The sequence below is a fragment of the Luteolibacter yonseiensis genome (genome assembly GCF_016595465.1).
GTDB classification, from domain to species: Bacteria; Verrucomicrobiota; Verrucomicrobiia; order Verrucomicrobiales; family Akkermansiaceae; genus Luteolibacter; species Luteolibacter yonseiensis.
Genome location: NZ_JAENIK010000008.1, coordinates 253025 through 267557 on the forward strand (window position 1 = coordinate 253025; position 14533 = coordinate 267557).

Sequence of the window (14533 nt, forward strand, 5' to 3'; positions counted from 1 at the left end):
TCGGGAAAATTTTCCGCCCTCAGTCATCTCCCGAACCACTCTGGGGATCGGCTCCCAGCATCAGGTCCGCGAAGTATTTCGGCGACTCCTTGGTTTTCTTGATCTCCCGCTCCAGAAGGGTGATGGCTCCGGGATCGTTTTCGGCTTTCAGGCTCTCGATCTTTTTGTCGATGCCTTGGACGTAAGTGCTCGAATGGGATGACAGCCCCTGCTGGAAGGTATCGTCGATGCCGGTCTGCAGCTGGAGATATTGGGCATGGACGGTATCGATGCCGGGGATCTTGGAAAGCGGACCGTCGAGCTGCCTCGGGATTTTCCCATCTTTTCCTTTCCAGTTCCCCACGGCATTTTCCACGGATTTGTCCACGGATTCGCCGCTCAGCTTCATCTTGCGGAGAAGGTTTCCAGTCTCCCTGAGGAAACTCGAGTTGTTCCCGCTCAAGCTCAAACGATAGGTGCTGATCAATGGCTTGGCGCGGTCCTGGAGATTTTTCCTGCCTTTTCCAAGGTATCCGGCGACATCGAACTTCGCATCCACGGCCGGTTCGGCGTCTCCGGGAGAGGGAGCGACGGAACTTTCACCGGAAATCAGGGGAGCTTCGGAAGATCCAAACGCCGAGCCGGAAGCCTCCGGCTGGGGTTCCGGAGTCTTTTCAGCCACCTTCGGCTCGGGCAATCTCGGAACGACGGGAGTTTCCACCGGTTTTTCCACTTTGGGAGCGGGAGGAGGCGTTTCGACGATTTTGGGAGCCTCCGCCGGCGTCGGTTTCGAGAAGAAGAAATAGGCACCCGCTCCGATGGCGGCGGCGAGCACCAGGAAAACAACCGTGGAGGAACCCGAACCCTGGGATTTTTTCCCGTAGGTTTTGACGGGAGCCACGCGCCGTGGTGCGGCGGCCGATGGAACATGGGAGACCTTCTGCTCGAGCGCGGCGCCGATGGCCCGCAGTTCCTTGGAGATCTCCGCCGCGCTGGCAAACCGTGCGGCGGCGAGGGGCATGGTCGCCTTCTTGACGATCTTGTCAAAACGAGCGTCGCAACGGGAGACCGCCGAAGGAGGCCGGGGGTCCTGTGCCGGGAGTTTTCCGGTCAGCAACTCGTGAAGAAGGACTCCGACGGAGAAAATATCCGCCCGATAGTCCACCGAGTGGGGCGCGTTCACCACTTCCGGCGCGGTGTAGTGCGGGGTTCCGAAAATTTCCTCTCCCTCCTCGATCTGCCTGTCCGCAGGCCGCGCGAGACCGAAATCCCCGATCTTCGGCTGGGCGTTCAGATCCAGCAGGATGTTCGAAGGCTTGATGTCGCGGTGGATGATGCCGTTTTCGTGGGCGTGGGCGAGACCGTCGCAAATGCCCGCGACGAGACGGATCACTTCCTTCTGGTCGATGGCGGTCCCGTAAGCCGAGTGGTAGACCGATTGGCCCGGCACATATTCCATGATGATGAACAGCATGCCGTTCACCTCGCCGAAGTCGAAGACACCAATGAGGTTCGGGTGGTTCAGCCGGGCCATCGCTTTCGCCTCGGCCTCGAAGCCCGCGCAGAACGCCGCATCCTTGCTGAACTCCATGGGCAGGATCTTCAGCGCCACCGTCCGGTCGAGCGACCGCTGGACCGCACGGTAAACCGCACCCATGCCGCCGGTGGCGATGAGCCCCTGGATGTCATATCCCGGAAACAACGGTGCGAGATCGGCGGGGTCCGGTGCTACAAAGCCGACTTGTTCATGGGAATCACTCATTGGGAAAATATGGGAAAGCAACGTCTGTAGCTCGCGCGGCAGGCTATGCGGAGGGGTATTTGAATTTCAAGGTTAATGATTTACACTGTAAAATTCGGTTAGACACAGCTGCATGTCGTATGCCAACGCATAAAAACGGAATCGTCTTGCGCATTTGTCTGTAAATTCGGGATTTCTATTCACATGAACGAAACGAATGTCATGAAACTTTGCGGCGAGGCCGGAATCCGCCGCATGGTGGCCGCGTTTTACCAACGGATGCGGTCGGATGACCTCATCGGCCCCATGTATCCGGCGGATGACTGGGAGGGATCGGAGAGCCGGTTGGCGGAGTTCCTGCTGTTCCGCCTGGGTGCCTCCACCCATTACATCGAGACCCGTGGACACCCCAAGCTGCGGATGCGCCACGTCACGTTCAGGATCGGCCTTGCCGAGCGCGACCGCTGGATTTCCCTGATGGGCTCCGCCATGGACGATGCGGAGATACCCGCCCCCGCCCGGGAGTTCCTGGATCCGTTTTTCGCCCAGGTGGCGGACTTCATGAGAAATCAGGCAGACCGGTGAGATCACCCGAGAGGGGCGTGGTAAAACACCCACTCGGGCAGCTTGATCGACAGGTTGTAAAGCAGGTGGAGCACGATCACGGTGGTCAATGATGCGGTGCCCGAATACAGCAGCGCGCAGGAGAACCCGAAAACCCCGACGCTGATCAGGCCGTAGCCATCATAGATGTGCAGGACCGCAAACACCGCCGAGGACAGCAGGGCCGCCGGCAGAACGCCCAGACGGTTCCGGAACGAGCGGAACAGCAATCCGCGATACACGATCTCCTCAACGACCGGGGCCAGCACACACGCCGAAACCAAGGCGTAAACCAGTCCCCAGCCGCCGGCCTCTCCCCGGCTGAGCCCTCCCCCGGGCTCGTTCGGGTCGACATTGCCCATGGCCACCCGCAGGAGATGATCGAAGATCATCAACAGGGTGAACATCCCGAAAATCGGCCGCCATGCAACGGGCGGGACCAGCCCAAGCACCCGGATGCCGTGGGAAGGACGCCGGAAAAGCAGGCCCAGCACGATGACGGCGGGCAGCACCCGTGCCAGCGAATCCAGCGCGATCCCTGCCAGCGGATGCATGCCGGGAAACACTCCCGCAGCCAGATCCAGCGTCATGCTGAAACCGATCCATGCCAACGTGGCCAACATGAACACCACCAGACCCAAGGGCAGGGACCATGCCTCGCCGTAGCCCCGGAACCGTGGGAAAAATCCCTCCTTCAAACAACCCAGCGCGCTGGGAATGAAAGCCAGGCCCACCAGGCCGAGCAGGGAAACCATCGCCCCGGTCGCAACCGCCCGGGTTTTCAACCGATCCATATCCTCCTTGTATGCCGGGCCCCAATCCATTCCAGGGGAATCCTCCGGCTCAAGGGATTCCAACCATTTGGCCTCCCACCACGTTCCTTGGTGGAGAGCCAGTCTTTCCGCGGTTTCCCTGATTTCGGAGGAAGTCCGGATCCCTTCCGGCATCTTCCCATCTTCCAGGGCTTTCAGCATGACGAACGCCTCACGCCCCTGTGGGGAGAGTCCGCCCTCGCGCGCCAGTTTTTCCATGGCTTCGAGCGCCTTGCGCTTCGTCACCCAGGGCAACTCCACGCCCACCAGGGCACGTTGCCATGCGGCATCGTCCGCCATCGCATCCGCCAACCGCAGATCCCGGTCGATTTTCACCAAGGCCATCTCCTCGGTCCCCGGCGGATAGCCGGCGTTTTTGCCGAAATAGAGATCCCACAACCAGATCCCCAGAACAAATGCCAGCAACGCCACGAACGGCTCCGGATAGACCCGCCGCAAGATGACCCGATAGGGATTCCCCGACGGAACGCCCGCTTGCCCATGCTTTTTGATAGAATCCCAATCTGGACAAAAACGCCCGATAAGCAAGCTCTCCTGATTTTCCACTGGCACGCCGGCATCCGCCGCAGCAGGGTGGACGCACCGCCGCCTCTCATGTCCGATCCTACCGAATCCGTCATCATCGCCTCGTTTTGCACGGCACTCGGTGTTTTCATGCTCACCGCGATCGGCAGGAAAATTTTCGAAGGAAAACAGGAAACCGGTCCGCTGCCGGCCCCGCCGTTTCCTGATGAGGAGATCTCCCTACCCGCCCGCCCGGACTCGCCCTACCAGCCACCGACGGCCGTCACGCCGCCGCCCGCCACGCCCCAGTCCGGCATTCCCATCGCATTCTACCGCCCGTTGGACCTGCTCGGGGTGGGCTTGATTTTTCTCGTCTTCTTCACCCTCGTCGTCGGTTCCGTCCAGATGGCGGCGAGTGGAAAAGAGACCGACCTGGACCCCAGCGGACTGATCTCCTCGATCATCTTCCAGTTCGTCAGCGCCGCCATCGTCACCGGGATGGTATTCAAGCGCATCCGCCCCATCGCCTGGCTGGGCCTGAGGTGGCGGAACTGGCCATGGGTATCCCTCATCGCCCCTGGCGCGGTCCTCGGCATGTGGCTCATTTTCGGAGGACTCCAGGCCTCCGGCTACATGGAATGGATCGAATCCCTCGGCTGCGAACCCATGCAGGAAACCGTCAAGCTGCTGCAGGATTCCACCGACCCGACGTTGATCGGCCTCATGATCTTCGCCGCCGTCATCGCCGCGCCGTTTTGCGAGGAAATCGTTTTCCGCGGCTACCTGTATACCGTCGGGAAGAGATTCGCGGGTCCATGGATCGGCGCGTTCTGCTCGGCACTCATCTTTTCCGCCGCCCACGGCAGTGTCGCCGCGCTGCTGCCGCTCTTCATCTTCGGACTCGTGCAGGTTTTCATCTACGAAAAAACCGGCTCCATCTGGGCACCCATCGCCGTGCACCTGCTGTTCAACGGTGCCACCGTGCTGGTCCAACTGGCACCACGCTTCGGCTACCCCATTGATGCATCGCTGTGAAAACCCTGCGCGACATCGGTGAAGACGCCCTGATCGACCGCCTCATCGGTCTCGTCCCCCGCGATGCGAACCCTGCGGCAGGCCCGGGAGACGACTGTGCCGTCATCGACCAAGGCGGCTCCACCCTGCTGTTGTTGAAAACCGACGCGCTTGTCGAACACGTGCACTTCCTGCCCACCGCCCCGGCGCACGCCGTCGGGTGGAAGGCCGCCGCCCGCGTGGTCTCCGACTTCGCCGCGATGGGAGGAAAACCTGAACACTTCCTCATCACCCTGGCCCTGCCGCCGGAAACGACTGTGGACTGGGTGGAAAACCTCTACCGCGGCTTCGGCGGTTGTCTGGAAAAATTTGGTGGATTCCTGGCCGGAGGAGAAACCTCCGGTGTCCCGGCCGGATCCGCCGCCGTCATCTCCATCGCCGCAACCGGCAGCGTGTCGCGGGAAAACCTGGTGCTCCGCTCGACCGTAAAGCCCGGCGACATCCTCTTCGTCACCGGCACGCTCGGTGGATCGATCCACGGCAAGCATCTCGATTTCACCCCCAGGATCCGCGAGGCGGAATGGCTCGTCACCCATTTCAAACCGTCCGCGATGATGGACCTCTCCGACGGCCTCGGCAAGGACCTCGCCCGCCTCGCCGCCGCCTCAGCCTGTGGATTCCGGATCGAACGCGAAAACCTCCCCCTCACGCCCGGATGCACGGCGGATCAAGCCATCGGCGATGGTGAGGATTTCGAACTCCTCTTTACGATCCACGAATCCCTCGTCGGGAATCTCCAGGCGGCGTGGCCCTTCACAGACACTCCGCTCACACGCATCGGGAAAATGGAGGAAGCAGGAAACGGTGAGACCCTCGAAGGCGGCTGGGAGCACTTCCAAGCCTCACATCAATGATGTCAAAAATGCCGCAGCCAACAGCGATCATCCGCAAAAATGATTCATGCCAACATTCCGCATCGGATCGATTCAAACATTGGATAAGATGAACAAAAAACGCCTGCCTTGGATTTTCCTCGGGACTGCCATATTTTCCATGGTCGTGGCGGCGGTGTTTTTTCCCGAACCGTCTTTGCTCGCTGATCTAGAAAATCGGTGTTCCGGCTATCAGACATATCTCAACCCGTCGCAGGGATTGACCGGCGATTTCAACCGCTGCAGCCGAGCCAGATGCACATGGGATTTTTTTGAAACGATCAGAACGAATTATGGCTTTGATAAGCCATTTGATTCATCCAAGACCATCGGTTGGTCTTCGTGTCATGAGGCTTGGTGGACTCCACCCGGAGACAATGTTTACATAAAAAATTCGAAAGACGACACACGGGAGCTACTGGCATACAAAGAGGGTTATGTTTACTACGATATCTCGACCTGGTGAGGATCAACCCTCCCCCAGCGACCCTCCCAGCGTTTATAGAGGGGCGCGGCTTTCGCCCAAATCAAGCGAAGGCGATATGTCCCGAGTGATGCCACCGATTTATGTCGACAATGCGTTTGTCGCAAGATGCTCTGAAGTTATCGTCCGAGTCCCGACACCCCTCAAAAATGCACGCGCGAACTAAAACGGCCAACAAGGTGCCGGGGACAATCCGGCCCAGCTCCGTCCGACAAAACACTTCGCGCACGTCTTCCTTACCTAAAAGAGCCCCATGAAATACCTGATCTCATTTCCAAGCAAAGCGATGATCGTTCCCGATGGCGAATGGGAGGCGGTGGTTCACGACTCGCACGCGGTGATCGAGGAAGCGAAGGCCGCCGGTGTCTATGTCTTCGGCGGCGGCATCGACGAAGCGGTCCCGCCGGTGCTCGTCTCGGCCGATGGCACGTTCTCCGCAGGCGGATACCCGTGGGCGCCTCCGCTCAATGGCGGATTCACGGTGCTCGAGCTGCCCTCCCGTGAAGAAGCCGTCGCGTGGGCCGCGCGCATTGCGAAGGCCTGCCGCTGCCAACAGGAACTCCGGGTGTTCGGCTTCGATCCCGCTTCTTGAAACAGAACCGACGGAGAGTTGAGGAAATCTCCTGAGACGGATCCGGGTGGCTCACCCCTCCTTCAGGTCCTCCAGCTCCTCCCAGCGCGTGTAAAGTTTCGCCGCTTTCGCCTTCAGGGCATCGAGTTTTTCCACCAGCTCGGGAATTTCCGCAAACCGCTTGGCTTGGAAATCCGGGTCGTTCAGCAAGGCCTCCAGCTCTCCGGCCTCCTCCTCCACTTCAAGAATCGCCGCTTCCATTCCTTCCAGTTCCGCCTTTTCCTTGAAGGTCATTTTGCGAGACTTCTTCTCGACCGGGGCCGCCACCGCCGCTTTCTGACGCGCGGCGGCATCCCGCGCCGCCGCCTGGGCCTGGATGCGCTCCGCAGCCTCGCGGGCCTGGCGCTTCTCCAGGTAGTAGGAATAATTCCCCGTCTGCACCGTGATGCCGTTGTCCTCGAAGGCGATGATCTGGTCACAGATGCGGTCCAAAAAGTAGCGGTCGTGGGAAACGACGATCACGCTGCCGTCGAACACCGCGAGGGCTTCTTCCAACATCCGCAGCGAGGGCAGGTCGAGGTCGTTCGTCGGCTCGTCGAGCACGATGACATTGCCACCGTTTTTCAGGACCTTCGCAAGCATCAGGCGGGCGCGTTCACCGCCGGAGAGGAGGTCCACCCGTTCGTTGATGCGCTTGTCGTCGAAAAGGAACCTCCGCAGGTAGTTCCGCGCGCCGAGCGGCTGGTTGCCGAACATGAGCTTTTCATTCCCGTCGGAAATCTCGTCCAGCAGCGAACCGGTGCCATCGAGCGCCATGCGGGTCTGGTCGATGTAGTTCACCTTCACCCGCTTGCCGGTGACGGCGGTGCCCTCCGTCGGCTCGATCTGCCCGAGGCAGAGCTTGAGCAGGGTCGTCTTGCCCACACCATTGCGTCCGACGATGCCGGTGCACTGGCCGGGGCGCAGGCTGAGGGTGAGATTCCGGAACAACCAGCGAGGCGTCACCTCGCCGCCGACATTCACCCCCGCGCCCTCCAGTTCGACCACGATGTTGCCAAGGTCCGGCGGCGGCGGGATGAGCAGGTCCATTTCCCGCTCCTCGGGCGGGGCCTCCATGCCCTCGATTTCGTAAAACTTGTCCAACCTCGTCCGCTGTTTCGTGCCGCGGGCCTTCACCCCGGAGCGGACCCACTCGAGCTCCTCCCGCAGGAAACGCTGGCGGCGGCGTTCGGTCTGTTCGGCGATCTGCTGGCGCACGGCCTTCGATTCCAGGAACGCGGTGTAATTCCCCGGGTGGGAGAAGGCACGCCCCTGGTCGATCTCGATGATGCGGGTGGCGATGACATCGAGGAAATAGCGGTCGTGGGTGACGAAGATCACGGCCCCGGGAAATCCCTTGAGCGCGTCCTCCAACCAACGGATGGACTCGGCGTCCAGATGGTTCGTCGGCTCGTCCAACAGGAGCAGGTCCGGCTGGCAGACCAGTGCCCGGCACAAGGCGACCCGGCGCTTCTCACCGCCGGACAAAGGACCGACGGCGGCCTCGAGCGGGGGTGTGCCGAGCGCGGTGGAAATGGACTTGATGCGCGCCTCCAGGTTCCAGCCATCCGCGTGGTCGATGAGATGGAGCAGGTCGCTCAACTCCGCCTCCGAACCGTCGCCATTTTCGTAACGGCGTATCGCCTCGACCACGTCCGCAGCGCCGGAGGCGATGTTTTCCTGCACGCTCAACTCGCCATCCAGCTCGAACTCCTGGGGCAGATAACCGACACGGAGCGCCCTGCGGCGGGAAATTTCACCGGAGTCCGCCATCTGCTGGCCGGTCAGGATTTTCAAGAGCGACGTCTTGCCACAGCCGTTCCGCCCGACGAGCCCCACCTTCTCCCCCGCGCCTACGGCGAGTGTGACACCGTCGAGCAGCGTTTGATAACCATAGGTCAGGCGGATTTCGTTGGCGGAGAGCAGAGCGGACATGGAACGGCGTGGGTGTGCCCTATCCTGAGGGAAACGTCCATCGCGGATGTCGCGACCAACGGCATTCCCGCATGTTCTTAGGACGTGGCCCGTTCCTCTTCCAAAACAAGCCGGATGCGCCCACCTCATGGGCCACCGTCGGCCCATGCCACGCCAGAATTGACATGGGCCGACGGCCACCCTCCAAAGCGAACCGACTGGCGCAGGATGGCGGAACCCGGCACGATTCCGAAGCCGTTACCGGTGACAGTATGTTCACCCGGTCTTGCGGCGGATGACAGGCCGTGCTAACCCCTTTTCACACATGGGCATCGCTGATCGAGATTATCAACGGAACACCTCGCGCCGCAGCGGCTTTTTTTCCCAAATCACGCCGGCGGTGAAGTGGTTGCTGATTCTGAATATCGGAATCTTCGTGCTGGATGCGATCATTGAAAGGACGCTCGGTTACAGATGGCTCGAGTCTTATGGAGCGTTCACCATCCAGTCCGGGATCCAAACCGGAAGGGTTTGGGAATTCATCACCTTCCAGTTCCTGCACGGCGGCTTCTTCCACCTGTTGATGAACTGTCTGGGAATCTTCTTCTTCGGCCCATGGATGGAGAGGTGGTGGGGCACCGGGAAATTCGTGATGTTCCATCTGCTGTGCGGGGTCGGCGGGGCGCTGTTTTTCGCGCTGCTCGCCGTCACCGGCGTGCTGCCGGGTGACGACCTCCAGGCTCCGCTGGTCGGAGCGTCCGCCGGCATCTATGGCATGCTCGTCGGGGTGGCGGTGATTTCACCGGACATGCGTGTGCGGCTGCTTTTTCCGCCGGTCGAACTCTCCATGCGGCAGGTGGCCTTGGGAACCCTGGGGATTTCCGCCGCGATGATCTTGTTGAGGATCGGTGGTAACGAGGGAGGCGAGGCCGGACATCTGGGCGGAGCCTTGGCAGGCTATGTCCTGATGCGCTACCCGCACCTCCTGGGTGACAGGGGCATCCGGATCTTCCAGCCCAAGGTGACCAAGCCGAAGCCGCAGCCGAAGATCCGCCCGCGCTCCGGACTGGAGAAAATCCGGGACACCGAGGTGGACCTGATTCTCGACAAGATTTCCAGCCATGGATTCCAAAGCCTCACGCAGGAGGAAAAGGATCTCCTGCAACAAGCCTCCACCCAGAAACAATCGAAACGATGACCGACGCGGAAATGATCGACTCCCCGGATGCCGGGCGCCAACTCGCCCGTCTCAGGGCCATCATGCACCGGCTGCGCGCACCCGGCGGCTGCCCGTGGGATGCGGAGCAGACCCATGAATCCATCGTGCCGAACCTGATCGAGGAAGCTTATGAAACGGTGGACACGATCCAGCGTGGAGACCATGAACACCTGAAGGAGGAGCTCGGCGACCTGCTGCTGCAGGTCGTCTTCCACAGCGAGCTGGCCGAAGAAGCGGGCCGGTTCAACCTCGACGACGTGGCGCGCGGCATCAGTGAGAAACTGGTCAGGCGGCATCCGCATGTTTTCGCGAGCAGCGGAGTTTCCACCACGGACGGCGTGCTCGAACAGTGGGAGGCGATCAAACGCGCGGAAAAGGGAGACGAGGAAAAGCCTTACCTGCACGGGGTGGGCAAGGGGCTGCCCGCGCTTTTACGGGCAGCGAAACTTCAGAAAAAGGCGGCGAAAGTCGGATTCGACTGGCCTGACGAAGCCGGCGTCCTGGCGAAAATCCACGAGGAACTGCTCGAACTGGAAACCGCCATGGCCGCACAGGATGAGGCGTCCGTCTCCGAGGAAATGGGCGATCTGTTTTTCTCCATGGTAAATCTGGCCCGCTTCCGGAACATCGACCCGGAGGTCCTGATGGCCTCCGCGAACGCCAAGTTCGAATCGCGGTTCGGAGAAATGGAGCGCACCCTCCGGTCCGGCGGGGTTTCACTGGATGCCGCCACGCCGGAACAGATGGACACGGCGTGGGAAACGGCGAAGCGGAACCTTCGGAGCTAGGAAATGTCCTAGCCCGCCCGGCAGGATCAAGGCGTGATGGTGATCGCCTTGGAAGGGCCGGCGGGGAACCAGTTGTTGCCCAGTTTCGTGCGGAGACGCAGGCTCCACTGCTCCTTGTTCACCAGCTTGGCGCCTGCGGTGGTGGCGTTGAGGGTGAAACTCTTCGCATTACCGGCGAGCGTGGTCACCTTCTTCGTCTCCAACGTGTCACACTTGAGAACCTGGATGTCATCGATGAAAATTCCGGTTGGCGACTTGGGAGCCGCCTCGTGGGTGTAAACCGCTCCAGCGCTGGCATAGTAGCGGAAACGGATGCGGATCGGCTCGGTGGATGCGGGCAGCGCGGCGCTGAAGGTGGAAACCTTCAGGTCGTATTTGGTATCCGAGACACCCACGATCGGCTTGCCGACGGTGACCCAGGAAACACCGCCTGTCGCGGATGCCTCGACCACGAGCGTGGAAGCCTTGGTCATGAAACCACGGCGGAACTTGAAGCCCAGCTTCCCGCCGCTTTTCACCAGAATGTCACGGTCGAGTTCAAAGGTTTGATCGGGAATTCCCCGCACCAGAAGATCGTAGGAAGTCGGAAATGTGAGTTGGAAAGCGCATTTCCCGACGACGGCACCGAATCCGGCATAGGCGGCGGTTTTCACGATGAGCGGGTAATTCGCACCCGTACCGTCGATGACTTTCACATCCTTCGCGACTTCCGCGGTTTCTTTCCAAGCGACAGCGCTCTTCTTGGCGGCGACAACCTGCAAACCTTCCGCACCGGCAGGCGGCACAAAGGTGTAGCTGCCGGTTTTCTTGGCCGACAAGCTCGCGGCTCCGGTGATGGCCTGGCTGGACAGAAGCCGGTTCGGATTGATGAGCGTGACCTTGTAGCTGTAGGAGTCGGGAACACCTGGTCCGCTGACTCCGGTGACGCTGACGTCGAATGCGGTGTCATTATACACCGTTCTGATCTGGGCCGATGTCGGGAGCTCCCAGATGATGGCAGGATCACCATATGAGGAATCGCGACGCGTGGCGACAAGCGCCACTGCCTTGCCGGCGGAATCCTTCATCTGCACCGTGGCCTTTGTAAAATCCGCCCCCTTGCAACTGAGGGACCAGAAACGGGAGTTCAGATCCACAGGGAAAAAGCCGGGTGCCGGATAGGCCACGAAGGCCGGTTCCTGCGGCAGTATTTCCAGAGGGCTCTGCGAAACGTAGAGAACGTTGGTCGGAGGGACGTAGGCTGACTTTCCGGGTTGGTCGCCCGTGGCGTAAACGGTGGCTTCCGGATGGAGGTTCCAGCGGCGGTGACCCACCAGATTGTTCGCCGAAGAGGAAGTGAGGCTGCTGGACTGCTCTTCCTTCATGTATTCAAGAATCGCTCCCGGTCCGTAGGCCCCGAAGGCGAAGTTGCCTTTCGCCACGGCATTCCAAGCCATTGGCGACCAACCGATCAGGTTGCTCGGCGGATTGTGGGTCATCGCGGGGTTCTTGCCCGTGCCCGGATCGTAGTTCCGGACCAGCATCAGAGCGGCACTCTGGGCGGCGGTGGATTTCAAAGTGCTCCCGATCGGAAGGGGGAGCGGATCTTTCAGATCGATGACAAGCGGAGAATTCGTGGATACTTTCGAGTTCGTGTTCACCCCGGAAAGAGCCCGGAAAAAGTTCAGGCGGCGCTCCACGTCTCCGACAAATGCCGCCGAAGTCGTTCCGTTATTTCCGGTATAATTGCCCGTCCACTTGATCCGGGCTTCGTAACCCTCTGACGCTTTGTAGACAGCATGCCAGAAGGCAAGCACGTCGTTACGGTTGTTCCGGTCTACGGAAAAACCACGTGTTGCGACGGGATAAGTACCGGGAAGCCAAGCCTTCGCGCTTGGAACTCCAACCAGCATACAAAGGGCGATGCGAGCCAGAAACGAACTCTTATTAGGCATGTCGGGCGGGTCAATAGTAACTTACCCATTGAAACGCAATACAAAATGTAAAATTATTTGGACATCTTCTTTATCAAGCCACAAAGATTTTATAATTAATCATTACTGGAATTCATAACGAAGGGCCGCCAAACAAAAAATCGTTGCTGTTTCCACGCGAAGTACGATCTCGCCGAGTGAAATTTTAAAAAATCCCGCGTCTGAGGCGGCCTGCGTCTCCTCGGCGGTGAAATCTCCTTCCGGACCCACAAGCAAGGTTGCATGGGTGGTCCCGGGATGATCCCTGAGGACAGAACGAAATGGCCTGGCGTCCGGGGCAAGCGAGGCGATGAGCTTCAGGCCCGGCGCGGCTGCCTGATCGGATATCCAACGCTCGAATGTCAGAGGGTCGGCGACCTGCGGCAAGGTATCCTGCCCGCACTGCTTGCAAGCCTCGAGGGCATTGCGGCGCCATTTCTCGGATTTCCCGTCTCCCGGCTGGACGATGGTATTCCGGGTGACAAGCGGTTGGATGGCGGTGATTCCCAGTTCCACGGATTTCTGGACGATGAGGTCCATGTTTTTCCCTTTCGGAATCGCCTGCGCCAGCGTGATGGCCGGCATGGGGGACCGCGAAGGCAGGATTTCGCCTATTTTCAACGGAACGTGGTCCCGCGATACGGAAAGCGCTTCCGCAGAGGCGCGGCGTCCCTCGCCATCGAAGATGATGATTTTTTCCCCCGCCCTGCCCCTCAGGACCTGGGAAAAATGACGCGCTTCATCGCCGACAAGCGTCGGCTCGGTGAGCCATGCGCCCGGAGGTAGGAAGAAGCGCGCCATCGGGATTACGGATTACAGATCGAAAAACCGCTTCGCCTTCTTGAAGAAGCCTTCCTGCATCGGCGAGTTGTGATCGCCGATGGATTCCGAAAAAGCCCGGAGTTTTTCCTGCTGGTCGCTGTTGAGCTTTGTCGGCACCTCGACCTGCACGGTGACGTTCAGGTCGCCGCGGCGGCCGTTGGTGAGCGACGGCATTCCCTTATCGCGAAGACGGAAGGTGGTGCCACCTTGGGTGCCCATCGGGATCTTGATGGATGACTGGCCATCAAGCGATGGAACCTTGAGCTCGCCTCCGAGGGCCGCGACGGAGAATGGCAGCGGCACGGAGCAGTAGAGGTCGGAATCATCGCGCTCGAAAACGTCGTGATCGCGGACGTGGAGGAAAACGTAGAGGTCGCCCGCCGCTCCGCCACGGACACCGGAGTCGCCATTCCCCGAGGAACGGAGGCGCGTGCCGGTATCGACACCCGCAGGGATGCGGAGCTTGATCCGGCTGTCGCGCTGGACCCTGCCGTCGCCCTTGCAGCTCGAGCACGGATCGGAGATCGTCTCTCCCGCGCCACGGCATTCGGGACAGGTGGCCTGCTGGATGAAGATGCCGGACTGCCGGCCGACCACACCGCGACCACCGCAGGTCGAGCATGGCTTGACGCCGCCGCTGCCCTTGGTGCCTTTCGAACCGCAGGGTTCGCAGGGGACATAGCGCTCGATTTCCAACTCCTTCTCGACACCGCGTGCGGCTTCTTCGAGGGAGATTTCCAGGTCGTAGCGCAGGTCGCTGCCTTTTTGCTTCCCGGAACCCCGGCGCGAGCCGCCGCCACCGAAAAATTCCTCGAAGCCGCCACCGAAGGCACCGCCGAACATCTGGGAGAAGATGTCCATGGGATCGTGGAAACCACCTCCACCGGAGCGACCGCCGCCGCCACCGCTGAACGCGGCATGACCATAGCGGTCATAGGCGGCGCGCTTGTCGGCGTCGCTCAGCGCTTCGTAGGCTTCGCCGAGTTCCTTGAATTTTTCCTCGGCGGTGTGATCTCCGGGATTTTTATCCGGATGGAATTTCACCGCGAGCTTGCGGTAGGATTTCTTGATCTCGTCGGCAGAGGCGTCCCGCGAGACACCCAGAATTTCGTAATAGTCGCGTTTTTCGGACATGGAA

General features: G+C 60.5%; 13 protein-coding genes. 7 read left to right on the forward strand and 6 right to left on the reverse strand.

Annotation, left to right across the window (positions count from 1 at the left end):
• Nucleotides 1-19 precede the first annotated feature (19 nt).
• Nucleotides 20-1741, reverse strand: coding sequence for a serine/threonine protein kinase (locus JIN84_RS07275; protein WP_200350369.1), 1722 nt, complete (start codon nt 1739-1741; stop codon nt 20-22).
• Nucleotides 1742-1924: 183 nt separating this feature from the next.
• Between JIN84_RS07275 and JIN84_RS07280 the strand changes: the two genes are divergently transcribed.
• Nucleotides 1925-2305, forward strand: coding sequence for a globin domain-containing protein (locus tag JIN84_RS07280; RefSeq protein ID WP_200350370.1), 381 nt, complete (start codon nt 1925-1927; stop codon nt 2303-2305).
• Nucleotides 2306-2307: 2 nt separating this feature from the next.
• On the opposite strand, the gene JIN84_RS07285 is transcribed toward JIN84_RS07280, so the two are convergent.
• A complete protein-coding gene (locus JIN84_RS07285; RefSeq protein WP_200350371.1) occupies nt 2308-3594 on the reverse strand; it encodes a CPBP family intramembrane glutamic endopeptidase in 1287 nt (428 codons plus the stop codon).
• Between the two features lie 156 nt (nt 3595-3750).
• Between JIN84_RS07285 and JIN84_RS07290 the strand changes: the two genes are divergently transcribed.
• The 4 genes from JIN84_RS07290 (at nt 3751) to JIN84_RS07305 (ending at nt 6682) form a co-directional block, all read left to right on the forward strand.
• The gene (locus JIN84_RS07290; protein ID WP_200350372.1) at nt 3751-4695 is read left to right on the forward strand and encodes a CPBP family intramembrane glutamic endopeptidase; all 945 of its coding nucleotides are present in this window, start codon (nt 3751-3753) and stop codon (nt 4693-4695) included.
• The gene (locus tag JIN84_RS07295; RefSeq protein WP_200350373.1) at nt 4692-5588 is read left to right on the forward strand and encodes a thiamine-phosphate kinase; all 897 of its coding nucleotides are present in this window, start codon (nt 4692-4694) and stop codon (nt 5586-5588) included. Before JIN84_RS07290 ends, JIN84_RS07295 begins: the two co-directional genes overlap by 4 nt.
• A gap of 46 nt (nt 5589-5634) precedes the next feature.
• Nucleotides 5635-6072 (forward strand): hypothetical protein, encoded by a 438-nt coding sequence (locus tag JIN84_RS07300; protein ID WP_200350374.1) that lies wholly within the window; start codon nt 5635-5637, stop codon nt 6070-6072.
• Nucleotides 6073-6343: 271 nt separating this feature from the next.
• Entirely contained in the window at nt 6344-6682 is a 339-nt protein-coding gene (locus JIN84_RS07305; protein ID WP_200350375.1) for a YciI family protein, read from the forward strand.
• A gap of 51 nt (nt 6683-6733) precedes the next feature.
• On the opposite strand, the gene JIN84_RS07310 is transcribed toward JIN84_RS07305, so the two are convergent.
• Complete coding sequence (locus tag JIN84_RS07310) at nt 6734-8635, reverse strand: ABC-F family ATP-binding cassette domain-containing protein (protein ID WP_200350376.1); 1902 nt, start codon at nt 8633-8635, stop codon at nt 6734-6736.
• A 304-nt stretch (nt 8636-8939) separates the two neighbouring features.
• On the opposite strand from JIN84_RS07310, the gene JIN84_RS07315 reads away from it, so the two are divergent.
• Both JIN84_RS07315 and mazG read left to right on the forward strand, forming a co-directional pair.
• Nucleotides 8940-9812 carry a rhomboid family intramembrane serine protease gene (locus tag JIN84_RS07315; protein WP_200350377.1) on the forward strand — a complete coding sequence of 291 codons (873 nt, stop codon included), beginning with the start codon at nt 8940-8942 and terminating at the stop codon, nt 9810-9812.
• Entirely contained in the window at nt 9809-10621 is an 813-nt protein-coding gene (gene mazG / locus JIN84_RS07320; protein WP_200350378.1) for a nucleoside triphosphate pyrophosphohydrolase, read from the forward strand. The genes JIN84_RS07315 and mazG overlap by 4 nt, the downstream gene beginning before the upstream one ends.
• Nucleotides 10622-10647: 26 nt before the next feature.
• On the opposite strand, the gene JIN84_RS07325 is transcribed toward mazG, so the two are convergent.
• The 3 genes from JIN84_RS07325 to dnaJ form a co-directional block, all read right to left on the reverse strand.
• Nucleotides 10648-12513 carry a hypothetical protein gene (locus JIN84_RS07325; RefSeq protein ID WP_200350379.1) on the reverse strand — a complete coding sequence of 622 codons (1866 nt, stop codon included), beginning with the start codon at nt 12511-12513 and terminating at the stop codon, nt 10648-10650.
• A 144-nt stretch (nt 12514-12657) separates the two neighbouring features.
• A complete protein-coding gene (locus tag JIN84_RS07330) occupies nt 12658-13374 on the reverse strand; it encodes an RsmE family RNA methyltransferase (protein ID WP_200350380.1) in 717 nt (238 codons plus the stop codon).
• Nucleotides 13375-13386: 12 nt separating this feature from the next.
• Entirely contained in the window at nt 13387-14529 is a 1143-nt protein-coding gene (gene dnaJ / locus JIN84_RS07335) for a molecular chaperone DnaJ (protein ID WP_200350381.1), read from the reverse strand.
• Nucleotides 14530-14533: the final 4 nt, after the last annotated feature.

Coding starts and splice junctions, on each gene's coding strand:
- dnaJ (WP_200350381.1), bottom strand. CDS start 14,529: ATGTCCGAAAAACGCGACTATTACGAAATTCTGGGTGTCTCGCGGGAC.
- JIN84_RS07310 (WP_200350376.1), bottom strand. CDS start 8,635: ATGTCCGCTCTGCTCTCCGCCAACGAAATCCGCCTGACCTATGGTTAT.
- mazG (WP_200350378.1), top strand. CDS start 9,809: ATGACCGACGCGGAAATGATCGACTCCCCGGATGCCGGGCGCCAACTC.
- JIN84_RS07280 (WP_200350370.1), top strand. CDS start 1,925: ATGAACGAAACGAATGTCATGAAACTTTGCGGCGAGGCCGGAATCCGC.
- JIN84_RS07290 (WP_200350372.1), top strand. CDS start 3,751: ATGTCCGATCCTACCGAATCCGTCATCATCGCCTCGTTTTGCACGGCA.
- JIN84_RS07300 (WP_200350374.1), top strand. CDS start 5,635: ATGCCAACATTCCGCATCGGATCGATTCAAACATTGGATAAGATGAAC.
- JIN84_RS07275 (WP_200350369.1), bottom strand. CDS start 1,741: ATGAGTGATTCCCATGAACAAGTCGGCTTTGTAGCACCGGACCCCGCC.
- JIN84_RS07325 (WP_200350379.1), bottom strand. CDS start 12,513: ATGCTGGTTGGAGTTCCAAGCGCGAAGGCTTGGCTTCCCGGTACTTAT.
- JIN84_RS07315 (WP_200350377.1), top strand. CDS start 8,940: ATGGGCATCGCTGATCGAGATTATCAACGGAACACCTCGCGCCGCAGC.
- JIN84_RS07305 (WP_200350375.1), top strand. CDS start 6,344: ATGAAATACCTGATCTCATTTCCAAGCAAAGCGATGATCGTTCCCGAT.
- JIN84_RS07330 (WP_200350380.1), bottom strand. CDS start 13,374: ATGGCGCGCTTCTTCCTACCTCCGGGCGCATGGCTCACCGAGCCGACG.